19 protein-coding genes and 1 rRNA gene are annotated in these 21,351 nt (G+C 38.8%); 7 read left to right on the forward strand and 13 right to left on the reverse strand.

Annotated features, from left to right (window positions below; translation table 11 throughout):
- Positions 1–466: 466 nt before the first annotated feature.
- From rrf to EHQ64_RS13530, 4 genes are all read right to left on the reverse strand, one after another.
- A 5S ribosomal RNA gene (rrf, locus tag EHQ64_RS13515) occupies positions 467–583 on the reverse strand.
- Positions 584–714: 131 nt separating this feature from the next.
- Positions 715–1,359 carry a biosynthetic peptidoglycan transglycosylase gene (locus tag EHQ64_RS13520; RefSeq protein ID WP_135650046.1) on the reverse strand — a complete coding sequence of 215 codons (645 nt, stop codon included), beginning with the start codon at positions 1,357–1,359 and terminating at the stop codon, positions 715–717.
- Positions 1,360–1,361: 2 nt separating this feature from the next.
- Entirely contained in the window at positions 1,362–2,024 is a 663-nt protein-coding gene (locus EHQ64_RS13525) for a RibD family protein (RefSeq protein WP_135650048.1), read from the reverse strand.
- Complete coding sequence (locus EHQ64_RS13530) at positions 2,021–2,248, reverse strand: (2Fe-2S)-binding protein (protein WP_135650050.1); 228 nt, start codon at positions 2,246–2,248, stop codon at positions 2,021–2,023. Before EHQ64_RS13530 ends, EHQ64_RS13525 begins: the two co-directional genes overlap by 4 nt.
- Before the next feature lie 194 nt (positions 2,249–2,442).
- Between EHQ64_RS13530 and EHQ64_RS13535 the strand changes: the two genes are divergently transcribed.
- Both EHQ64_RS13535 and EHQ64_RS13540 read left to right on the forward strand, forming a co-directional pair.
- Positions 2,443–3,795 (forward strand): MFS transporter, encoded by a 1,353-nt coding sequence (locus EHQ64_RS13535; RefSeq protein ID WP_135650052.1) that lies wholly within the window; start codon positions 2,443–2,445, stop codon positions 3,793–3,795.
- A gap of 139 nt (positions 3,796–3,934) precedes the next feature.
- Complete coding sequence (locus tag EHQ64_RS13540) at positions 3,935–4,165, forward strand: hypothetical protein (protein WP_135650054.1); 231 nt, start codon at positions 3,935–3,937, stop codon at positions 4,163–4,165.
- Here EHQ64_RS13540 and EHQ64_RS13545 read toward each other — a convergent pair.
- From EHQ64_RS13545 to EHQ64_RS13555, 3 genes are all read right to left on the reverse strand, one after another.
- A complete protein-coding gene (locus tag EHQ64_RS13545; RefSeq protein WP_246048765.1) occupies positions 4,162–4,740 on the reverse strand; it encodes a hypothetical protein in 579 nt (192 codons plus the stop codon). The two genes, EHQ64_RS13540 and EHQ64_RS13545, sit on opposite strands and share 4 nt — an antisense overlap.
- Before the next feature lie 132 nt (positions 4,741–4,872).
- Entirely contained in the window at positions 4,873–5,421 is a 549-nt protein-coding gene (locus EHQ64_RS13550; protein ID WP_135650056.1) for a hypothetical protein, read from the reverse strand.
- A gap of 456 nt (positions 5,422–5,877) precedes the next feature.
- Positions 5,878–6,672 carry an LIC13212 family protein gene (locus tag EHQ64_RS13555; RefSeq protein WP_135650057.1) on the reverse strand — a complete coding sequence of 265 codons (795 nt, stop codon included), beginning with the start codon at positions 6,670–6,672 and terminating at the stop codon, positions 5,878–5,880.
- Positions 6,673–6,758: 86 nt separating this feature from the next.
- Here EHQ64_RS13555 and EHQ64_RS13560 point away from each other — a divergent pair, with 86 nt between their 5' ends.
- From EHQ64_RS13560 to EHQ64_RS13575, 4 genes are all read left to right on the forward strand, one after another.
- Entirely contained in the window at positions 6,759–7,943 is a 1,185-nt protein-coding gene (locus EHQ64_RS13560; protein WP_135650058.1) for a hypothetical protein, read from the forward strand.
- Between the two features lie 94 nt (positions 7,944–8,037).
- On the forward strand, positions 8,038–8,622 hold the full coding sequence (locus EHQ64_RS13565) for a cytochrome C oxidase subunit IV family protein (protein WP_135650059.1): 585 nt from the start codon (positions 8,038–8,040) through the stop codon (positions 8,620–8,622).
- 120 nt (positions 8,623–8,742) lie between these two features.
- Positions 8,743–9,141 (forward strand): DUF3052 family protein, encoded by a 399-nt coding sequence (locus EHQ64_RS13570; RefSeq protein ID WP_135650060.1) that lies wholly within the window; start codon positions 8,743–8,745, stop codon positions 9,139–9,141.
- 30 nt (positions 9,142–9,171) lie between these two features.
- Complete coding sequence (locus EHQ64_RS13575) at positions 9,172–9,837, forward strand: LIC_13215 family putative lipoprotein (RefSeq protein WP_135650061.1); 666 nt, start codon at positions 9,172–9,174, stop codon at positions 9,835–9,837.
- Between the two features lie 2 nt (positions 9,838–9,839).
- Here EHQ64_RS13575 and EHQ64_RS13580 read toward each other — a convergent pair whose 3' ends face one another.
- From EHQ64_RS13580 to EHQ64_RS13605, 6 genes are all read right to left on the reverse strand, one after another.
- Positions 9,840–10,997 (reverse strand): bacteriohemerythrin, encoded by a 1,158-nt coding sequence (locus tag EHQ64_RS13580; protein WP_135650063.1) that lies wholly within the window; start codon positions 10,995–10,997, stop codon positions 9,840–9,842.
- Positions 10,998–11,127: 130 nt separating this feature from the next.
- Complete coding sequence (locus EHQ64_RS13585) at positions 11,128–11,685, reverse strand: gamma carbonic anhydrase family protein (protein WP_135650065.1); 558 nt, start codon at positions 11,683–11,685, stop codon at positions 11,128–11,130.
- A 4-nt stretch (positions 11,686–11,689) separates the two neighbouring features.
- On the reverse strand, positions 11,690–14,095 hold the full coding sequence (pheT, locus tag EHQ64_RS13590; RefSeq protein ID WP_135650067.1) for a phenylalanine--tRNA ligase subunit beta: 2,406 nt from the start codon (positions 14,093–14,095) through the stop codon (positions 11,690–11,692).
- A gap of 126 nt (positions 14,096–14,221) precedes the next feature.
- Complete coding sequence (locus EHQ64_RS13595) at positions 14,222–14,623, reverse strand: type II toxin-antitoxin system VapC family toxin (protein ID WP_135650069.1); 402 nt, start codon at positions 14,621–14,623, stop codon at positions 14,222–14,224.
- Between the two features lie 309 nt (positions 14,624–14,932).
- On the reverse strand, positions 14,933–17,770 hold the full coding sequence (locus tag EHQ64_RS13600; protein ID WP_167882404.1) for a DEAD/DEAH box helicase: 2,838 nt from the start codon (positions 17,768–17,770) through the stop codon (positions 14,933–14,935).
- A 2-nt stretch (positions 17,771–17,772) separates the two neighbouring features.
- A complete protein-coding gene (locus EHQ64_RS13605) occupies positions 17,773–18,477 on the reverse strand; it encodes a 7-carboxy-7-deazaguanine synthase QueE (RefSeq protein ID WP_135650073.1) in 705 nt (234 codons plus the stop codon).
- 223 nt (positions 18,478–18,700) lie between these two features.
- On the opposite strand from EHQ64_RS13605, the gene EHQ64_RS13610 reads away from it, so the two are divergent.
- The gene (locus tag EHQ64_RS13610) at positions 18,701–21,295 is read left to right on the forward strand and encodes a response regulator (RefSeq protein WP_135650075.1); all 2,595 of its coding nucleotides are present in this window, start codon (positions 18,701–18,703) and stop codon (positions 21,293–21,295) included.
- Positions 21,296–21,351: the final 56 nt, after the last annotated feature.

Consider the following 21,351-nt stretch of genomic DNA (forward strand, 5'->3'; position numbering starts at 1 on the left):
GAAACTGATTTCCTATATTTGGAAATTCTTATATTAGAATCGTTTTAAAAAGGTGGGTCGGGAGGGGAATTCCTCCCGACCAAGCACAGTCAGGAATCAACCGCCATAGTACATCAACTGGAACCCGTATTTCGGATCAAAATGCCCATCTAATCTAACATTAACTCCCCGGGTCCATACCTTCAGAGCGGTCCGCATTCTACTATCGAGACTCCAACTAGTCAAGCGGACAAAATAAAACTGTGTCAATTTTTGGAAAAAAATTTCCACTTTTTTCGAACACTCGATATCCTTTAGATTACTTAAAAAGCATATTCACTATTTGTAATGGTAGGTTTCAGAAGATGAAAGCTGTTATAAAAAAAGAAGTAGCTACAAAATATAAAATAGAATGAGACAAACCGAGGTGGGCAGAAATAAAAAAGGCCGGAGTTTTAAGTCCGGCCTTATATAATTGCTGTTAGAAACCCGGCAACGTCCTACTCTCCCACACAGCGAACCATGCAGTACCATCAGCGATGAGAGGCTTAACTTCCGTGTTCGGGATGGGAACGGGTGTGACCCTCTCTCTATAATCACCGAGAATCTACAGTCAGTATTCCAAACTGAACCCGGACGTCGATCCTTTTTCATAGAAAAGGACGTATTTTTTTAAGGGAAATTTCCGGATTAGAAGATGTTTAAAACGCCGGATTTTCGGCTAAACAACGAAGTTTAATATTCCAAAGCGAGGGAACGAACCTCTTCTTTGGTATATGCATCCGGTTTTTTTAATATTTGGATCAATGCCTTAAATTCTCCAGGCACCAATTTTCTGGGATGTTTACTAAAATAGTATTTGGATGATTTATGGATCCCGTTTAAGCCTCTTCCCCAATAGACAAGATTTAAGTAATACTCTAGTACTCCTTTTTTTCCAAGCTCTTCATCCAATGCTTGAGCAATCCTGATCTCCCTTAATTTGCGAGTCAGCGTCTTATCTCTGGAAAGGAATAATGTCCTGGCCAATTGTTGATCGATCGTACTTGCGCCTCTCAATCTTCTAAATAGTAAGATCGCTTGGAGAAGAGAAGATTGGATATCCGCGAGAGAATATCCTCTATGTCTATAAAAACGATAGTCCTCGACCTCGACCAAGTATTCTAAACTTCCGGAAGGTAATTCTTCTAAACGGACCCAATCATTTTCCAAAGGAACAGATTCCAAATTTTCAGGCAGATAAACTAATTTGTTTTCTTTAAAAAGGATCCTTTTGTCCGGAAAAGTTTGATAGTAAATGATCAGGAGGAAAAGAAGGACCAGAAGGCTTCGAACTCCCAGAAAAAACCATTTATGTAAAAAATGATCCTGCTCTCTCATCTTTAGTTCGAGTCAGTCTTTCGATCATATACAAGAAAGATCTCTTGGTCTATATGTTCTGAAGAAACCAGCTTCCAGTTTTCACGATCGAAATCTGGATAAGAAGTTTTTCCTCCGGTAATGGAAGGAAGATCCGATTGCCCGATCATAAAAGGGACGATTGTTACATACAATCGGTCTACGAGCCCTTTTCTAAAAAAGGAATCATTCAACCTAGGTCCCCCTTCCAACAAGATATTGGAATGTCCTCTTAAGGCTAACTCATTCAGAATAATATCCGGAGACAGATCATCTCCGCTCAACGGGACAATCTCCGCAAGTTCGGAAAGATTGGATCGAACTTCTTCTTCATTTTTTGAAGTGCAGAATAACAAAGGTTTCACTTTAGAAAAATGAAATACTTTTCTATCTGAAGGAATGGTGCCACTGCGAACGAGTAAGATAGCCCTAGGTTCCGTTTCCGATTCCACGTATCTCAAATGTGTGACAGGGTCATCGTTTAATATGCTATTTTTCCCTAGGATAAGTGCATCGGTTTGAGAACGGATCTGGTCCATTCTTCTTTTATCATTTCTGGAAGAAAGGCCATACCATTTCCCGTCGGGGCGACATACCTTGCCATCCATGGTCATGGCCATGTTTACGGATAAGTGAATGGAACTCATTCGGGCTTGGCAGCCAGAGTTTCGGAAAGCAATTTAAGAACTCTTCCTCTGCATGTACCACAGCCAGTACAACAATTCGTATCTCTCATCAATTTACCCAAACTGTCGTTGCCTCTGCGGATAGAACTTGTAATTTCCTCTTCGGAAACTTGGTTGCATACGCAAACCTTTCTGGGCCGCATCAGCGCGTTGAGGTCTATTTGACTAAAGTCGGAAGAATTCATTAGGGCTTCTATTTATTGGACGCTGAAAGCAAAACCTTCACTCAAGCTAAACATTAGAACACTCGAATCAAGAGAATTTTTTTCTTTCCTGACGGGCTATTATAACGCCTTCCAGACCCGATATTTCTCGTTGACAAGGGGGGTTTCCGGCTCATCCTCATTCGGAAAAATTCCATGAAGGAAACTTACAAAGAATGCAAGTAACCAAACGAGCTCCCCTAAGAGAAATTTTCGGATGGTGCATGTTCGATTTTGCCAATTCAAGTTATACTACGGTAATTATAACAGTCATCTACTGCAGAATTTTCGCGGAAGTGATCGTTCCAACCTCCTCCAATCCGGCAAATCCATACGAAGACGGAAATTTTCTCTTCGGCCTCGCATTATGTATCTCTTATATTTTTGTAGTCTTAACCGGGCCATTATTCGGGGCTATCTCTGATTTTTCGGCTAAGAAGAAAGCATTCCTATTCTGGAGTTATGTAAGTTGTATAATCAGCACAGCAGCCCTTTGGTTAGTGGCAACTCCTGGCTCCTGGGAGCTAGGCTTCGGATTGATCATTCTCTCCAACTTCTTCTTCGCATCCGGAGAAAATTTCGCATCTTCATTTCTACCCCATTTAGGTCCTAAAGAAGAACTAGGTAAAATTTCCGGTTACGCATGGGGAGTCGGATATATGGGAGGCTTATTATCAGTTTTCCTTGTCCAGACTTTAGTGGTTCCGTCTATTAGCCCTGAGGTTTATCCTTCTCTCAGATATGTTGGACCTCTAACCGCACTTTTCTTTTTACTTGGTGGAATTCCAACATTCCTACTTTTGAAAGAATATCAACCGATCTCTAAAAAGCCGGAAGGACAAAGTTATATAGTAATCGGTTTCAAACAATTAATCGGTACTCTTAAGTCTGTAGGCTATTTTAGAGACCTAGTCATTTATCTGATCTCATTATTTTTTTCCATGGCCGCACTTGCGATCGTAATCGCTTTCGCATTCTTGTATGGAAACCAAGAGATCAAAATTACCCCAGGACAAGAAAAAGCCCTCTTTATATTGCTTCAATTTTTTGCAATGATCGGAGCGATCTTCTTCGGATTTGTTCAGGATAAGATCGGAGCGAAAAAGACATTCAATATTACTTTGGTCTTCTGGATCTTTTGTTTGCTAGGAATCTATTTCGTGAGAGAACTTACAAGTTTTGTAAACGGACTCGGTGTAGATATTTCAGTACAGTGGGTTTTCGTGATCTTAGGAACTCTCGCAGGTTCAGGAGTTGGTTCCACCCAATCTGCGAGCCGTGCGATCGTAGGGATTTTCTCTCCTGAGTCCAAATCCGGAGAGTTCTTCGGGCTTTGGGGCCTTTCCGGAAAACTGGCTGCTGCTATCGGAGTTTTTGCGATCGGTATATTGCAGAAAATTTTCGATCTCAGAAATGCATTCTTAGTGGTTGCGGTATTCTTCTTTATATCTTTGATCATCAATACTTTCGTGAATGAAAAACGAGGGATCGAAAAAGCAAAAGAATGGGAGAAGAACGGAGGACATTAAGTCGCATCTGATCCTTCCACTAAACCGAAAGGCGGAGTTAGATCCGCCTTTTTTATTCGGGATTTCTTCTTTGAAGATCTTTCCGTCTTTGAGGTAAGACTTTGCTTGAAATTCAAAAAATTTAATTTATAATATTGCTGTGGCCGGTACTGAATTTCATACAGAGGACGAGTTCGAATCCCATCAAAGCCAAAGAAAATTGGCGTTGGCAACTATGGACGAACTAACCCAGACTAAATTGGATTTACTAGACGCAGGCAAAGAAATCCCTAAATTTTTAAATTACGCGATCTCTTATTTAAATAGAAAATATCTAACCGAAGAAAAAGTGATCAGCGATTTGATCGTTCGTAGAGACTCGGGAAATTAATCCTCTTCGTCATCGTCTTTTGCCTTTTCGGCTTCTATCTTAATTTCGGATATTACGGCTTGGGCCTCATCGAAAATAGGAGTTAATGTAGAAGTATCCGATTCTATTTCTTCAACGGTGTCTTCTAAATAGTATGTTCCCTGGGTTGTTAAGAAAAAAAATCGGACTTGGTTCAAATCAGGATTGGGAGTCCATCTTACCTTTTTGCCCTGTTTCCACAAATAAGCATATTTGCGGATCAATCTGACGGAACTCTTCTGAATACTCTCTCTTCCCCCTCCGCCTATAAAAGAAGCACCCGAAGTTAGGAATAAACTCGCATCACCGGAAACAAACGTAGCTAAAGTTACCAATTCCCTTTGGGTCGGCCAATCCATAATGATACCGTAAACAAGGGTTTTTCCTTTCGGGTTTTTAATACCGATATCGTCGTATTCCGTTTCGAATGCGAGTTCTCTCAGTTCTTTATAAGGGGTTTTGTCAACGGAAGGACTACAAAATGTAAAACATGTGAGTATACAAATTATATTACAAAAAGCAAAACTCGCGGGTTTACATAAAAAACGATTTAGCATGATTATCCGTCGCTCTATAAAGAAGTCTTATCTAAAATCTCTATCCATAGATGGACAAAGAAAGACTTACTTTTGGGAAAAGAGCTAAAGGAATCTAAGAAAAATTCCGGATTCTATAAAATCAAATCCTTCTTATTTCTTTTTGGTCTTTTTCTTTGGAGCTACTTTTTTCTTAGGGGAGGCTTTTTTAGGAACGGTTTTCTTTTTAACAGGTTTTTTCTTAGCTACGGCCCTTTTCTTCCCCTCTTCGCTACTAGTCAAACTAGGATCCCTTTCCAAGTTTTTAATAAGAGAAGAATGTCTGAACCTAAGGGCGGACCAATCATCATCGATCGAGATCAATCGAACACCTTCAAAATTGATCTTTCCAAGAGGATCCCAACCGGCATCCCGATGAATAGATACATTATACTTCCTTGAAGTTTTTTTAGGATAAGCCAACCATAATAGCCCGTCTTCGATCAGAGTGGTAGGCACCATAGAAGCTATATTTCTGATCTCCACTTCCGTTTGGACAAAGGCCAGAATTAATCTATACCTCTTTCCGGATCTCAAAGCCCGATCCACGGGAGCTCCCAAGCTGGATAAAGCGGGTTCGAACTCATAAGGAGAAGATAAAACACAAATCTCCCCTTCGCCAGGTTTGAATTGCAATTTACCGAATACGGAATGGATGGCCATCGGTAAATAGAATACTTTTCGCTAATAAAAGGCAAGCGAGAAACCGAAACAATTTTTGTTCCAACATGCATTTGATTGGAAGACCGAATTTATTCATTTATACACTTCTTAGAAACTATGTACTTATACGTAGTCATGAGTCGGTCCCAAGATTAAAAGATACATCTTTGTCTTTCAAAGTATCTTATATGAAGTATAAAGTTTAAACTTGTTAGCCTGTTCAAGGGAGCAAGATCACTTGTGGAAATAACAATCGTTATCCAATGCGAAAGATCTAACGTCATCTATCTATAATTTATATCTTTGGTATATCTTTACGACAAAAGATCTTGCTAATTTTGCCACAGAATTTCCTTTTTCTGCTTCCGACGTGATAGAGTATACTATGAGGCTTATAATAAAAAGGCGGAAACCAAAGTTCCCGCCTTTTCTCCGTATCTTAAACTGAACTATTGTTTATTGGAATTCCAACATTTTAGAGACCAATCTTTTTTGGTTCAATTCCAGATCTCTTAACTTGTGGCGGACGTTCTTATCCACCTTTCGCAAATATTTCTTATACGTTACAATAATCTGTTTTTGTTTATTATAAGGAAGAGGATTTGTCTCTTCGTGAAGTTTTGTCTCCACACTCGCAGCAATAGATTGAACAGGCGTGTCCGGCCAGATAAAATCAGTATCATAACTGGAATAATATTCTAATTTGATATCCTTATTATTATTCGGAGTCCTTTTTCCTTCATTCCCGATCTGAGGACCTTTAGGGTCTATATTGATCACTCTTCTCATCTCTCTTACGAAAATCTCTCCGTTTGAGTTCGTACGTTTGAATTGCATAATGATCTTATCTAATTTTTCCGGATTAGTTCCAGGATAGATGAATATACGAGCATTGTATAAATAGGTTTTTGGAAAATCCCAGAAAGATTCTCCGGAGCCCATATCTATTTCTAAATATGGTTTATTGTCGCGATCTGTTTTTAAGAATTGAGGCAATTCCTGAGGCTCGTCGCCGATATATCTTAAGGCCTTTTTGGTCGTATCCATTTGTAGGATCTTATTGATCTGATGGATATTCTGAGAAATGGACGCATGCAAATTATCTATCTCGATATCAGAGAATCCCGCCTTACGGATCGCTTCGATCTGGCGTTCAACTTCCCTTTCTTCCATAGTTAGGATTTTAGGAGCCGCATCGATCTGGACGAATACTGCCAAAAGAGATAAAAGAAGAAAGATAAGGGTTTTCATTAGAACTGCCTTCATTCTAAATATCGAAAAGACTATACCCTATTCTTGATCCTAAAAAGGATTTTTTCAAGGGTTCTTTCCTAATTATGCCTCGAATCTTCCGACCTAACGCTTATTTCGAAGAAGAAGTGAAGCAAGGGAAATTATTTCCTAAGGAGTTAGAATCCAGAAATGCAGTCTTAGAATCCGCTTTTTTAGTCTTAGGATCAATACAAAAAGAATTCGGGGAGATTTTATCTCATTCCAGACCAAGAGAAGACTGGATTCGGTATTGGAAGGAAAAAGGGATCCATATACAAAGCCCAATCTATCTTTCCGATCTAAACAAATTTATTCAAAACAAAGACAGAGTAGATATTGAAGAATGGGGAAAAATTTCCCGTTGGAATTCCGACAGCGGATTAGAAATAGATCCGGATCTTCTATCATCAGCTAGGACCCATATCTCCAAATTGGAACAAAACGAATGGAATACCGAGTCTTACCCAGATTTTTTTTCCTATTCGATCCGCAATTTTGAAGATTGGAAATCGTTCTTAGAAAAAGAAAATCAGAGAATTTCCAAGCTCGAAAGATTGATGTTCAAACCGGAAAACGGTTTTGCAGGAACTCACAAGATCAAAAGTTTTTCCCTGCTTTCGGATACTGCAGATTACTTTTTGAAAATTAGAAAAGAAGCATTTTTAGCAGAACCTTTCGTGCGTCGAACCAAGGACTTCAGCTTACTATTTTCTGCAAATGACGGGGAATTTCAGATCGAAGCAGGAACAGTTCTTTTAAACGATCTAAAAGGAAAATATTCAGGAACTTGGTTAGGGAAATTTTCCGAGATAGAGGATTATCTATATAGAATGTCTGAAACTTTTTCAAGGATCAAAGAATTCCATCCAAACTACCAAGGATTCGGTTCGATCGATTCCTTCTTTTATGACTCATTCGATTCAGTTACTTTACGTAAAGTTTCGGAAATCAACTTCAGATGGACTATGGGCAGACTTGTTTTGGAGCTCAGTAGAAATTTCCCAAAACAAGGAAATGAACTTCTTCTTTTTCTTCCGAAAGTCACACACTCAGATCCATATAAACAATGTAAGATCTTGGAGAAGGAGACGGGCTGGGAAATTTATCCTCTTTCTCCATTCTTTTCAAAAACCGGCGGAAAAAATCCGAAAAATCTGGTCTGGTTCCGACTCCCTGCTGAAATGCAGTCCGATCCCTGGGAATCTGCCAAAATCGCTTCCGAAAGCGGTATACGCCTGCTTTGTAGCTGAAATGTACTTGAGATTCTTTACCTGCCCGGGAGACTGGTTCCAATCCCTTCAGGGAATTTAGCCTGCTTTGCTTTTTCAGGCTTTAGGAAAAGAGATGGAACTGTTTCTCAATTACGCGCTGTATATTATTGTAAGTATCGGATTCTTGATCCCCTTCACAGGATTTGTTGTTGGAGCCGGAGCGATCGTAAACGCAACCGTTGCCGGATTCGCCGTCAACATCTTGGCTCAAATTATCGAAGAGGATAAACTTAAGTCTTATCTTGAACAGAATAAGTCTACTATGATCGGCCAAGCCTTGATCAAGGCAGTCGAAACAGGAAAAACAAAACTGCAACCTTCTGCAGTTAGTTCCCATGCAGAAGAGCATGGCCATGACGGTCACCATCTGATTTCCGTTCAAACATACTCACTTGTGTTTGCAGCGCTAATCGTTGGAACTGTGATCACCGTATTAGTAGCACAAGTGGATTTCGGTGCTTTAAATACTGTAATCGCAATGTTAGTAGCTACTATCAAAGCTTCTCTTGTATTAGCATACTTCATGCATTTAAAATATGATAACGTAATGAACAGAGTGATCTTCGGATCCGGGTTTCTGTTCTTATTACTCCTTTTCGGATTCTCAGTAGCGGACATCTATACAAGAGCTAAAATTTTAGCGGGTTTTCCTTACTAAGATCTTAGTTAAATACTCTCCAAGTATTTCAAAGAACCGGCGACGAGCCGGTTTTTTTGTATCCCGAGTAATTCACTCGGGCTTTTTTATCCCTCGGATCTAAGTTATAAGGTTTGGAATATGGCAGGATACTCAGGAACTCCATTAGTCAAAAAGCTCGGTTTTAAAGAAGGGCAAATTGCAATTCTGTTAAACGAACCAAAAGAATTTAGGGATTTATTAGAGGATCTTCCTCCGAGTATAGTATTTAAGAAGAAGTTGGGAGGAGATTTCGACTATATTCATTTTTTCTGTAAGACCAAAGATGAACTTTCCAAAAACTTTCCCAAGTTCCCGGATCATCTTGCAGATAAAGGAATGGTTTGGATCTCCTGGCCTAAAATGAGTTCTGGCGTGAAAACCGACTTAAAAGAGGATACGATCAGAGAAATTGGCTTGAAGACGGGACTTGTGGACGTTAAAGTCTGCGCAATTGATTCGACTTGGTCTGGTTTACTTTTTAGAAGAAGAAAAAGTTAAACTTCTCGCATAGATCTCGGAAAAACTTAGATGTCTTACAGAAATATAAAAGACTTAAATATAGAATTATCTCTTCCTTCAAAAGAAATCCTTCTTAATTTCCTTATAGTTATATCGTTTGTATCCTGTTTAGAAAAAGTCCCTGAAGTAAAAAAGACGATCGAGATTTCCGAACTAGGATTAATTTTAAACTACGAAGGTTGGATCTATGAAGAATACGATCCGAATCGAGAAACCTCCGATCCAAGATCAAAAAATAAAAAGGAAACTAAAAACGATAAAAATGTTAATATCATCTTTTATTTATTCGAACCGGACCATAATAAAGATTCAGATATCAGGACTAACATAAGTTTCGTTTCCGAGCCGATTCCTGCAAAATATTCACAAGCGACCTTAGAAGACTATGTTGCTTCCATAAGTGGGCTTTATTCGAACTTATATAGAGATTATGAAATTCTTTCCGTTCCTCAGAAATGTAATTTCGGAAAAGAAAAATGTATTTTTTTAGAATCTAAATTTGTTTTACCGAATCCCGGGCCCAAAAAAGAGATCAGAACTCTTCAGTGGATCTTTTTTAAGGAAGGGTTCGTATATATTTTTACAGGAACCTCACCTGAATCCGAAGTTTCCGAAAAAGGCAAAAAGATCCTAAACACGATCCAAACATTATCTGATAAAAATGGAAAGCCCTGATTTTAATGTTTGGGTGAACGGTTTTGATGGGATTTTTCCACGGTTATATCTTCGTAATCCACTAAAAGTTTATAAATAGCTACCGCATCTTTCCAAATATGGATCCTACCTTCCCGATTTAAATTCCTGACGTATTCGTTTACTTCAGGTAATCTGGATCTAAAAAAATAAAATAGTTTTTTATCTTCTATTGCGATATGGCTTACCAACCAATCCTTTAAATCCTGGATCAAAATAGCGAGAGATTCCAATTCTTCCTTCTCACTTCTATCTATAATATCGTTAATTAGAATATTAAATCTTTCATGCTGCTTTTGATGGGATTTTTCACCTATATAGTGGAAATTATGCATGATCGCTTCTTCAGTATTAAAATGTTCTCTGACATATTCTATAGTTTCATGGATCGCTTCTTTCAGTTGGAAACTCAAATCATCCGCATTGATTTCCTGTTTTAATCTTTGTTTATAAAGTTTATCTGTTTTAACTAATAATTGCAGAAGCCAAAGATGTTGTATGTCTACGATCGCAATTCCAGTCTTCAATTTATAACGATACCATAGATCAGAGATCAGTTTTAGATTCTCTTCTCCCAAACTTTTGAACTCTGAAGAAACTTCCTGCTTTCCGGAATGAACGACTATATCATATAATTTCTCTATCTCATCCGCATAAGAAGAAGCTTGCAAATGTCTTTGCATCCAATCAGTAATTTGGTCGCTGATATGGATTTGCGCGGAATCCACATATTGACGATCCTCGCTCAGAATATGTCTAAACAGCCATTTTTTGAGGTTCTTTACGAGTTCCGAAACTGCATGTTCGAAATCATCTTCAAAACTTTTTCTGGCCCGATTCCTAAGTGCAGTGATAAACCGCATATGTTGTAATCTATGTTGGCCTAGTTTAGTATATCCGATACTTTCTAATAATTTTTCCTCTAAAGCAAAATGTTCAGAGGCATAATCCAAAGTTTTGTTTATAGCGGAATTGAATGTGACTTCCAATTCGGATTTAGTTCCGGATTCTAATTTATCCTCTAAATCCGCTAAAATCCCGATCAGCCAAAGATGTTGTTTGTCTATTTCAGGAATTCCTAATGATAAATCGAAGGTTTTCCAGATCCCACGTATTTTTTCTATAACTCTTTGATCGAACATGATCCCTTCCCTTGCGAAAGTTCCCGCCAAACTATTGCAAGGATTTAGGGTAAGATCTCTGAACGAACCAGAAATCAAATGAAAAGAATTGATTTATATCAAAATAAGTTTAGGAGAGAAAAGGGAAAATTTAGATCCCGTATTTTTTGATTATTTGTTTTGCTTCTTCCACAAAACTTGCTTCTTCTTCTTTTGTGAATGGTTTGAAAACATTTTCCTTAAATCTTTTAGAAAGTTGAATGTACTCCAAACAGCCTGCGATACTCATTTCAGGTTTCGCTTTTTTTTCGTAGATAACTATATCTCCGTTCTTAGGTATTACCATCGCTCTTGGCGGGATTTTTTTACCGCCTCGGATCATACAACCTGCAAGGATCATCGCTCCATCCCCGATCTCAGCATCATCCAAAATAATAGCGCCGATACCGATCAGACAACCCTTTCCGATCTTACATCCGTGCAACATCGTATTATGACCTACTAATGTATAATCATCTATGATAAGACTTCCGGTAGAGTCTGTATGTAAGGTGCTATTATCCTGAATATTTACGCCTTCTCCCAATTTGATCTCATTTAGATCCGCTCGAGCAACCGCTCCAGGCCAGAGAGAAGATAATGGTCCCATCTCCAACATTCCAAAGGCAGTCGCAGCAGGATGAATGAAGGCAGTTTCGTGGATTTTCATATTTTTAACGAAGAGGATATCCTGCGGAGTTTGCGATTTGGATCAAACGATCCGTGATCTCTTTGATCCTGTCCTGAGTCAGGTTTTTGTCCTGACCTAAGAGCTTAAATCTGTAAGAAACGGATTTTTTATCTTCCGAAAGATTTCCTCCAGTGAAGACAACCGTAACTCGAACATCCTGTAATTCAGGGAATTTTTCCTGGATCGCTAATTCCGAAAATTTGGAAGAAGATTCTCCGATATCCATTACCAAAGAAAGATCAATCTCAGTCTGTGGAAAATGAGAAGGAGGAATAAAATAATTCTTATTCCTATCTTGGGTCCAAACTTCTAAAAGGGATCCAAAATCAAATTTTCCGAGGATAACTCTTTTCTTAATATCTGCAGAATCCAACGCAGCAGGATGAGCGTAACCAAGCTCGCCTACTTTTTTTCCAGAAACGAGTATAGCGAGAGAAGCTTTCGGATGGAAATAGGATTTCCCTTCTATCTTCCATTCAAATTCCCGGAGATTCAAATGTCTTAAAACTTTTTCCACTCCGGATCTGATTTCCAGAAAGTCTGTTTCTAACACATTCAGATCTTTTTCGTTGGATTTCCTACCGAAAGAGGCAGCCCAAACGAACCATTTGGATTCGTTCAATGGTTCTTCCGCTTTTTTATAAGTTCTACCGAATTCGAAAATTTTCAGTTTTTCGAATCGATCCGAATTCAATCTCACATTTTTCAAAAGCGAAGGATAGATCGAAGTTCTCAAATAAGCCTGCTCATCAGGCATTGCGTTCAGGATCTTAATCGAGTCCTTTGTTTCTTCTTCAAAAGAATTGTCTTTGGAAGATGCATAAGAATAATTAAATACTTCGTTATATCCCAAAATTTGAGAGAAAGCTCTTTTCAGATTTTTTTCCAACTCTCTGGAAAAATTCCGTGTAGGAGGCCTTACATCCGAAACCAAAGGACGCACAGGAATGGAAGCATATCCGAGAGTCCTACCGATCTCTTCTACAATATCCTCAGGGATAGTGATATCGTAATTATGCCTGTATTTAGGAACGGATACAGTAACAGTATCACCCTTCCATTCTGTAGAAAAAGAAAGTTGTTTTAAGATACTATCTGAAACCGATTTATCTATTTCCGTTCCGAGTTTTCTATTCAAGAAATCCAAACTTACTTCTATTTGGACTTTTTTATCTGCAGTGTGAATGTATCCTGAAGGTAAGCTCGCTTTTATATCAGGACAACCATTCTCTTTTAATAAGTTCAAAGAACGTTTAATGATCGGAAGAGTTGTAGTCGCTTCTAACCCTTTCTCATATCTCACGGAAGACTCAGAACGAATTCCCGTTTTTCTGATAGACTTTCTTACGAATTCACGAGGGAAAACTGCGGATTCCAAGATCACTTTTTTACTAGAAGGATCCACAGCGGTTTCCGCTCCACCCATAACTCCTGCGATCGCCACACCTTTTTTGGAATTACGAATGATCAGAATTTCAGGATCTAACTTTGGAGAAGTTTCATCTAAGAGAGGAAAAGATTCGTCCTTCTTAGCATAGTCTACTTCCAGCTCAATCCCACCTTGAGCTTGTAACTTATCCGAATCAAAAAAATGTGTGGGTTGTCCTGCTTCTAAAAGTAAATAGTTAGACACATCGACTACGTTATTGATAACGCGAACCCCGCATTTTTTCAAACGGGAACGGACCTTTGCATTAGAAGTTTTAATCTGTATTCCTTCTATAGCAGAAGAATAATATGAATGTGCGTATTCGGTCTCTTTAACTTTAGGAGAAGAAATATCTTTTGAGAATTCCCAATTAGTCTCCAGAGGATTAAATTTTATCTGCAACCCTAATTGAGCAGCCAACTCTCTCGCGAAACCGAAATGACTCCAAAGGTCCGGACGATGTGTAATCGATTTATTATCTATATCGAAAATTAAATCTCTAAATCCTAAAAATTCACGTAATACAAGTCCCGGTTTTGCATCCTCATCATTTATGATCATGACTCCTGCATCCTCTTCGGATAGGCCAAGTTCTTTTTCAGAACAAAGCATTCCGGAACTTTTTACTCCTCTTAGTTCAGACTCTAATATTTTTTTGTCCCCTAACTCTGCACCAGGAATTGCGAGAGGAACCAAATCCCCTACTTTTAAATTGGGAGCTCCGGAAACGATTTGGATCTTATTTTTACCGTCGGTAACTTGGGCAACTTGTAGTTTATCTGCTTGTGGATGTTTCTCTAAGGATTCGATCCTAACAATAACGACCTTCTCTAAATGAGAGAAATAGTCCTCTACCCCGTCTACTTCGCAAATGGAAGCTGCAATTTTTTTGAGAATGTCCTCTAAGGGAACATCCTTTATCGGGGTAAAATCGTTCATCCAATCTAAGGATAATTTCACGTAAACAATCTCCTATGGCCGGAAAATTTGGCGGAGTAGTTTAACAAAAGCGGAGAGAGGGGGGTTGTGTCCAGCAGGAAAAAGCCAGTAAAAAGAATACCTATTTAAGGATGATCGATCTCCGTACTATAAGTTTTGAATTCGTAAGGAGTTCATTTTACAGAGTCGATCTAAATTTTTGTCTCGAGTCATCAGAACCAAATCATTAGCTTTGGCCGTCGCCAGAATCAATCGATCTGCCGGATCTCGGTGCATAGCCTTTGGCAATTTAATAAGCTCCTTAGCAATTTCAGGAGTACAATCCAATATCCGAACTAGGGAGGGGTTCGTTGCCAATTCCAACCATTCGAAAATCGGTATTTTAAAAGAGATCCTTTCTAATTGGAAAAGTAGAGATAATTCCCAGAGAGATACCGCAACGATACAAGGTGGCTCTAATAATTTATCTAATTCTCTTTTTTCCGAGAGTTTTAATTGCTCCGATCCTGAGACCCACCAAATCCAAATATGCGTATCTATTAAGATCATCCTATTTTTAATCCGCAATTGTTGGCATGATTAAATCCGTATGTTCAATGACCGTATCTTTTAGTTGATTTAAAATTTTGAATTTCTCCCGATTCAAAGACATTGGTAGAATACTCGGGAGCTTTTGGGTCTTTGTTTTGGACCGGATAGCATCCTGCGAATTAAAAGTAGAGCCGGAATGAATATTCTTGGAATTATTTTTAACGAAGTTTTTTGATGCCATTCCCGGAGCTTAGCAAATCATTTTATTAAAATCAATAATATTTATATTCAATAAACGGAATATTGATTCCAAAATTTGGATTTATATTATTCGGAACCGGGAAGATAGGCTTGAAAAAGTTCAAAACGATGGTGAATTTCTTTTCCAACCTTTACCTTTCTCAACTCTACTTCGAAATCCTCTTTCACTTTCTGGATCTCATTTTTGGTTCGATTCATCGCGGATTTTTTCTCCGGTCGGCCTTCCCATTTGAAAGCGGCTTCTTGCCTCATTAGTTTTTCTTCTAATTGGCGAAGAGTGTTTTGATTACTATTGCGGATCTTATATTCTTCTTTTTGGAAAAGATCTTTGGTCTGTTCATACAGCGCTTTTTTTCTATCTTCTAAAGCGAATTCAAGAGTTTCGCATGCTTGGATAAAAAACTTTTCCGTATCTTCAGGCAGTTCCGTTTCAGAAGATCTGAAAATAGTATCTCGAACAGTTTCGGGAAGATTTTCCAAAATTTTAGAATTACCGCTTCTGCGATTCACTTCAACAACAAACAACTCTTTTCGATCTAAGGAAAACTTGAACTCTACAATAAATACGAAGTATATAAAATTGCTGTTCGTTCTATAAAAACCTATTTTCCATCCGGATCTATCTTTCAAAAAGGATTGAACCGCTTCTTCGATCAAAGGATGTCCGAATGCCAAAAATTCCAATCCGTCGTCTGCAAGTGCGAGTTCGGAATTAAAAGTAGCCTTCTTTCCTTTATACGAATTTCCATCCAACTCATAGATCTGAGGTTTCAGACTTTTCATTTTAAAACTGAGTCTGTCCGAATATTTTTTTGCGTATCTAACGAAGAAAGTCTCCAAATGTTGATTCGTAAAAGATCTTTCTTGAAGAGTTGTTTTATAATAATCCTCTAAATTGAAATCCAATAATTTTGGAGTGACCAAAGATCCTAATTTTTCGAATCCTTTTTTAGCGATCCGGATCCGTTGATCCATCTCTTCTTCTACTTCGCCTAACTTCTTATTTCCAGTCACAAATTTCATGAAGCTGGAATGAAAATCCAGCTCGTCCTCGATTGCGCCGAGTAGTTCATCCGAATTTCCGATGGATTCTTCAAAAAGACGGATCTTATTGGAAAGTACTTCAAGTATTCTCTCCGCGACAGTATCCTTAGAGGCAAAATTAAAAATGAATACGTTGTCTTTCTGCCCAAATCTATGGATCCTTCCGATCCGTTGTTCTATCTTTAAAGGGCTCCAAGGAAGATCGTAATTGAATAGAACGTTTGCAAATTGTAAGTTCCGACCTTCTCCACCTGCTTCTGTACAAATCAAGATCTCGGAAGTCTTTCTGAATTCGGAAATTGCATCCTCTTTTGCATCCGCGCTTAAAGATCCGTGAAATAAGGTTACCTTGTATTCGGATAAGATAGAAGCCAGGAAGTCCTGGGTGCTTCTAAACTGGGTAAATATAATAAATTTAGGATGGCCTTCTTTTTTAAGCTTAGCGATCGTTTCCTTTAACTTTTGGCTTTTCCGATCTTCCTTGATCTTCTTTCCCAAAAGGATCAATCGATTCAGGGACAATAATTCTCTTCTTAAATTTGCTAGATCGGAAGGAGCGGATTCATCCAGATCTGAAACGAAGTCCTCGACACCTTCCGTCTCATCCAAATCCCAATCTTCCAGCTTAGCTCCTATTGCTTGCAAACGATGGAGCCTATTTTCTAACATAAATTTACGTTTAGATAGCGCAGAGAGAAGAGCAAATACAGAAGAATCCAGAAGTTTCTGGAATACGATCATCACAAAACCGATGGCTCTGTTTTGAGTGCGCATTGCAAGATTATATTCTCGACGAACATACTCAGTGGTCTCGTCGTAAAATTGCCTTTCGGTATTGGATAATTCTATCTTAACGGTTTTTGCAAATCGTTTGGTAAATCCGCCTACTTCTACTTTCCTACGTCGTAAAAGTACTTTGGAGATCTTTTCCTTGAGACCGTTTTTGTTTCCGACTACATAATCGTTTATGAATGTATGGTAAGGCCCAAGAAGATTCGGATCTACTAGATGGACTAAATAATACAACTCTTCCAATTTTCCTCGAAAAGGAGTTGCTGTGAGAAGAAGAAGACATTCGCATTTTTTTGCGATCTTCTCAGCGAATAAATAAGCTCGAGTGACTTTATGATAATCCCTTCTTAAACGATGGGCCTCATCAAATACTACGATATCCCATTTCGTTTTCAGGATCTCTTCCGCATACTTCGGATTTTTGATGAAGTCAACGGAAGTGATCACATGTTTGAAGTTCTTCCAATTCTTTTCTCCGGAAGCGACGAAGTTCTTACGTTTAACGATCTCAAAGTCTTCGTTAAACTTATTCTTCAATTCCTGTTTCCATTGTACTAGCAAAGGAGAAGGCGCGACGACCAGGACTTTTTTATAGCCGCGACGAAAGATCAGCTCTTTCATTACGAGTGCAGCCTCGATCGTTTTTCCCAAACCTACTTCGTCAGCGAGGATGAACCTTGGCCTAAGTGAATTTACTACTACGAAAGTGGATTCTATCTGATGGGGAAGAAGCCTTGTTCTTGAATTAGACAGCGCCGAAAGTTTATCGTATGCATGAGTGAGTTTGAGCTCGAATGCTTGAAGGCTCAGATCTAATAATTCAGGATCTGCAAAAGATTCAGTAAAAGCGGTTGGATAAGCTCCAATAATTTTTAGTCGATTTGAATTTTCGGAAACAGTTCTTCTGGAATCCGTTTTTGGAAAATAAATAATGAATTTCCCGGAATCGGAACTTTCTATTCTTCCGATCCCTAATTCAGGTTCATCCTTGAGATAGCAAGAATCCCCCCTGAACCCGCTGGAAGAATCGGATTCGAAATCTAGACTGAGCTGCAAAGTAGAGTCCAAGATCAAACTCCCCTTTTTTCTCCCCAAATATATTTATGTGTCTGTAAAGAAAGGCGCAGATCTGTTCTGTTATTTTCTTTGATCCAATCTACCAAAGTTTCCGGATGTAATTCTCCAAATACTGGAGAAGCGAGAAGGTTTCCTTTTAATCCGAAAGTATCCACTACTTCCAAGGTCCTTTCGAAATCTTTACGATCTCGGATAACGAATTTGACTTCGTCCAAAGGTTCTTTACGATCCCGAACGAATTTCAGATTGTCCGAGATCATTTTATCTTCCATCCCGGAACCTGGGAGCTTGTAATCCAAAGTGAATACCATATTATCCAAATCACCGATCGGTTCCGCTCCGTTCGTTTCCACCCTCACCCTTGTATAAATTCCAGAAGTTTCCCTGGCTTGTTTCAATTTTTCCGCCAAGGCCAGACTGAAAATCCTATTCGAATTTTCTAATGGTTCTCCGCCTGTTAAGAGTATTTGTACAGGAGTCCGAGAAAGGTTGCCTATTTCGGAAATTACCTCTTCCAGATCCATCGATTTCCCCGCCTTGGAAGAAAGCGCATACGGAGTATCGCACCATAGCTTACGGTTTCCGTCCATTCCGCATCTTAAACTGCATCCTGCAAAACGGACAAAAATCGTTGGCAAACCTGTTGAAATTCCTTCCCCAGAAACAGAGAGATAAATTTCATGAACGACGGATTTCATAGTAAGGAATCACTCTCCAAGGTACAAGAGTTTTACCGGCTTTTCAGTCTAGAATCCAGAAAAAACCGTTTATTAGAATACCAGAATGATTTTTGGCCCGATCCAGTCAAGATGCGGGCTTGAAAATCCTGAAAAAAGCTTGTTCAAAGTGCTTACTCCGTGTAATAAATTTGGGAGCTTTTTTTAAATTTTTTTCCGGTTTAAAAAGATAAGAATATCCTTCATGAAATTTTCCATTTTAGAAAAAATCAGAGAAAAATCCCAATTTCTTCAATGGAAAGTACTCGTAGGCTTTTTCTCTCTTACATTCCTCTTGATCATTGCAAGTTTGATCAGTTTATACAGCATCATAGAGCTCAAAGATTCCGGAACTTGGATAGAACATACATTTACGATCATCGAAGAGATCGACCAGTGCAAAAGTATCACTAGAGAGATTGGCCTCACTCAAGCGTATCATGAAGATGATGCCGGGGAAAATGCACGCTCCCTATTCTCTAACCTAAAAAGTGAGATTAAGATCCTACAAAATCTCACTAAAGATAATCAGATCCAACAGGTACGGATCCAGGGTGTTTCCAATCTGATCGCAAACGCGGAAAAACAACCTGAATCATTTGAATCTAAAAAAGGGATCATACTCATCGAGATCGCAGAACTTCTCAATAATATGCAAGAAGAAGAACTCCGACTCTTAAACGGTAGGAACTCAGTAAATTCTTCTAAGGGAACTAGAGTCGCTTATTCCCTACTTACATTGGTTGTTCTTTCCTTCTTAGTAGTGGGTTACGGATCTTATGCAGTCCAAAAAGATATCAAAGAAAAAAGAAGGATTACGGATCGACTGATAGAAAGTGAATCAAGGCTTTTATCGATCTTAGATAATCTTCCTTCCGCTTTCTGTATGATGGATTTGGATGGAAGAGTCCTGTTCCATAATCAGGTATTCGCTAACCGATTTCTAGAAACAAAAGACAAAAGAAAAGACATGTCGATTGTAAACCTTTTCGGGACAGAGAAGGCTGCATTTATTTCTGCTGCCATCTCGAAATCTTTGGACAAACAAGGCTCTACCGACTTCGAATTGGATCTGGATGTAAACGATGAGGAAAAAACATTTTATAGCGTGATCGTTCCTTTAGTGGATCTAGAAGGAGAAGTTTATTCTGTTTGCGGACTCTTCACAGATATTTCTGTCCGCAAAAACTACGAACACGATCTGAAAAAAGCAAAAGAAGAAGCTGAGAAAGCGAATAGAGCTAAGTCAGAGTTCTTGGCAATGATGAGCCATGAGATCAGAACTCCTATGAATGGAGTTGTAGGGATGACCGAACTTTTGATCGACTCTGAGCTAAATTCTGAACAAAAAGAATACGCAGAGATTATCCAAAAAAGTGGGGAAAGTCTCTTAAACATCATCAACGATATCTTAGATTATTCAAAGATAGAATCCGGGACACTTTCTTTAGAGATCAAAGAATTCTCTGTGATCGAAACAATCGAAGAAGTGTTGGACTTATTCAGATCCAGAGCCGCTCAAAAACAGATCGATCTCGTCTATTATCTAGATCCAAATGTGCCGGATAGGATCCTTTGCGATAGCCTTCGTCTAAAACAGATCTTTATCAATTTGATCGGGAATGCATTAAAGTTCACGGAACAAGGTGAAATTTTCCTTTCTGCAGAAGTTTCAAAATTGGAAGGAAACTTATATACGATCCTATTTGCGATCAGAGATACTGGGATCGGGATTCCCTCAGACAAACAAAAGGAACTTTTCCAACCTTTCTACCAAGTAGACACTTCTTCCACAAGAAGGTATGGAGGAACGGGGCTCGGACTTTCCATTTCTTCTCGTTTGATAGAAATGATGGGAGGGGTCATCTGGGTAGAAAGCGAACTGAATATAGGGACAACATTCTCATTCTATATCCAGGTAGAAGGTAATAATCAAGCCAAGATCAAAGAGAAGGCTGCAAACTCCGAACTGGAAAACAAAAAAGTCCTAATACTAGACGATAATCCTACAAACCTTAGGATCTTGGCGTATCAATTGCAGATCCTAGGGCTGATCACTTTCTCGGCCAAAACAAAAGATGAAGCATTAAATTTATTGGATCTGGATATTATGCCGGATCTAGGGATCTTGGATTATAATCTTCCTGGAAATACCGGGCTTGAGATCGCTCAAGAGATCCGTAAAAGAAATTTCCATTTTCCTTTAGTTCTTCTTTCCTCTTCCTTTTTAGATCCTAAGGACAAGGAAATCGCAGCAGAATTATTCGCTGGAGAATTAAGTAAACCGGTAAAGAAAAAAGACATCGAAAGGATCGTAACTGAAATTTTAGCGGAAGGCGGAACTAAGGCAAAAGCAAATACGAGATCTTCCTACTTAGCCAGCCAGAAAGAGATCTTAAGTTCACAATTCCCTTTTAAGATCATGGTCGCAGAAGATAACGAGATCAATCAAACACTCGCAAAAAGGATCATCCAAAAATTAGGTTATGAAGCTTTGATCGTTCCAAATGGAAAAGAGGCATTGATCCAATTAAGAGAGAAAAAAATCGACCTCATCTTCATGGACGTTCATATGCCAGAAATGGACGGTTTACAAGCTACTCAAGTGATCCGAAATACTTGGCCTGTAGAGTCCCAACCTTATATCATTGCGATGACAGCGGCGGCAATGCAGGGAGACCGAGATCTTTGTTTAAGGGCCGGAATGAACGATTATATTTCTAAACCGATCGTTTTCGAAGAATTGGTCCATGTGATGAGAAAGGCAGGAAACACTCTTTTCCCTAAATCCAAGGCCTAAAAAACCTTCCAAGAATCGGAGATTTTGCCGATCTTTAAACCATATAGGATCTTCTC

Origin of the sequence: Leptospira sarikeiensis, assembly GCF_004769615.1 — a bacterium.
GTDB lineage: Bacteria > Spirochaetota > Leptospiria > Leptospirales > Leptospiraceae > Leptospira_B > Leptospira_B sarikeiensis.